The organism is Carnobacterium sp. (assembly GCF_032094055.1).
Classification (GTDB): domain Bacteria; phylum Bacillota; class Bacilli; order Lactobacillales; family Carnobacteriaceae; genus Carnobacterium_A.
This window is the reverse complement of sequence record NZ_DAMDAK010000015.1, coordinates 7,595-9,264: the sequence shown is the minus strand read 5'-3', so window position 1 is coordinate 9,264 and position 1,670 is coordinate 7,595. Positions and strand designations below refer to the sequence as shown.

Here is a 1,670-nt window from a genome sequence, read left to right as displayed (position 1 = left end):
TACTTTCCACTCAAGAATTGAGTACCCGAAACCTCAGGAAAAAGACCAACCTGTAGCCGAGTAATAGTTGAATGATGTTTTTTTGTCAGATTTAGGAGGAAAACTCACTTATGGAAATAGATATAATTGATGAAACAAATAAAGTTACAGATGAACAACAAGCGATGGTTCGTTCTCTGTTAGAATATGCGGCTACTTACATTCACCTAGCTGAAAATACAGAAATGTCGGTTTCATTTGTTGATAACCAAAAGATTCAAGAAATTAATCGAGAATACCGATTTAAAGATCAACCTACAGATGTCATCAGCTTTGCACTGAATGATGATGTGGAAGATGATTTTATCGTAAATTTAGCAGGATTTGAAGACAGTATACCTAGAAATATAGGAGATATTCTTATTTCAATCGAAAAAACAGCAGACCAAGCAATTGAATATGGTCATACTTTTGATCGCGAACTTGGTTTTCTTGCTCTCCATGGCTTTTTGCACTTGAACGGATACGATCATATGGAGCCAGAAGAGGAAAGCATTATGTTTGGTTTGCAGAAAGAGATATTACATGCCTATGGACTTGAACGATAATAAAAAGAAGTGGAAAAATTTACGTTTTATTGATTCGTTTAGATATGCTTTTAAAGGCATCCAAACCGTCTTTCAAGAAGAGCGTAATATGCGGACTCATGTTACTTTAGGGCTAGTTGTCTTCCTTATTAGCAGCTTCCTTAAATTACAGCAAGAAGAATGGCTTTGGATCATTTTAAGTACTTTTTTGGTTGTGATCATGGAAGTATTAAATACAATTATTGAAAATATAGTCGATTTAATTACAGAACATCACTATCATCCGCTTGCAAAAAAAGCAAAAGATATGGCAGCGGCGGCCGTCTTGATTACAGCTAGTTTTTCGGTCATCACAGCTATTATTATTCTTTTGCCCAAAATTTGGAATATATTTTTTTAAAAGGGAGTTAATATTATGAAGACACATCATGAAATGACACAACAATTAATTAACGAAGCTACAAGTATGTTGGACAAAGCGTATGTTCCTTATTCTCATTTCCCAGTAGGAGCAGCATTATTAACGACTGATGGTGAAGTTTATAGTGGATGCAATATTGAAAATGCTTCTTTTGGATTAAGCAATTGTGCTGAGCGTACGGCTTTTTTTAAAGCTATTTCTGAAGGAAAAAAAACATTTGAACGTTTAGTTGTTACTGGAGGAACGGATGCTCCGATTTCTCCTTGTGGCGCTTGTCGTCAAGTTATGGTAGAATTTTGTGACCCGGAAATGCCTGTATTATTAACAAATACACATGGGGATAAATTTGAAACTACTGTAAAAGAACTTTTACCAGGAGCGTTTCAATCGGAGGATATGGTTTAATGGAAAATACAACTGCATACAAATCAGGATTCGTCTCAATTGTAGGACGACCAAACGTTGGAAAATCTACTTTGCTCAATCGTGTCGTTGGTCAAAAAATCGCCATTATGAGTGATAAAGCTCAAACAACTCGGAATAAAATCCAAGGAATTTATACAACTGATAAAGAACAAATCATTTTTATTGACACACCAGGTATCCATAAACCCAAACACCGTTTAGGAGACTTTATGGTTGAATCAGCTCTAAGCAGTTTCAGAGGGGTAGATGTGATTCTT

Annotated in this window: 4 protein-coding genes; all 4 read left to right on the top strand. The window is 35.4% G+C overall.

Annotated features, from left to right (window positions below):
* The first annotated feature begins 110 nt into the window (after positions 1-110).
* On the top strand, positions 111-587 hold the full coding sequence (gene ybeY / locus RT405_RS03840) for an rRNA maturation RNase YbeY (protein WP_313467699.1): 477 nt from the start codon (positions 111-113) through the stop codon (positions 585-587).
* Entirely contained in the window at positions 565-966 is a 402-nt protein-coding gene (locus RT405_RS03835) for a diacylglycerol kinase (RefSeq protein WP_313467697.1), read from the top strand. The genes ybeY and RT405_RS03835 overlap by 23 nt, the downstream gene beginning before the upstream one ends.
* Positions 967-981: 15 nt before the next feature.
* Positions 982-1,392, top strand: a complete 411-nt coding sequence (locus tag RT405_RS03830; RefSeq protein ID WP_313467696.1) for a cytidine deaminase — start codon at positions 982-984, stop codon at positions 1,390-1,392.
* On the top strand, positions 1,392-1,670 hold a 279-nt coding region (gene era, locus RT405_RS03825), incomplete at its 3' end, for a GTPase Era (protein ID WP_313467694.1). The genes RT405_RS03830 and era, both read left to right, overlap by 1 nt.

What these genes read in the sequence shown, in the direction of transcription:
- ybeY (WP_313467699.1), top strand. Translation starts at nt 111, where the DNA reads ATGGAAATAGATATAATTGATGAAACAAATAAAGTTACAGATGAACAA.
- RT405_RS03835 (WP_313467697.1), top strand. Translation starts at nt 565, where the DNA reads ATGCCTATGGACTTGAACGATAATAAAAAGAAGTGGAAAAATTTACGT.
- RT405_RS03830 (WP_313467696.1), top strand. Translation starts at nt 982, where the DNA reads ATGAAGACACATCATGAAATGACACAACAATTAATTAACGAAGCTACA.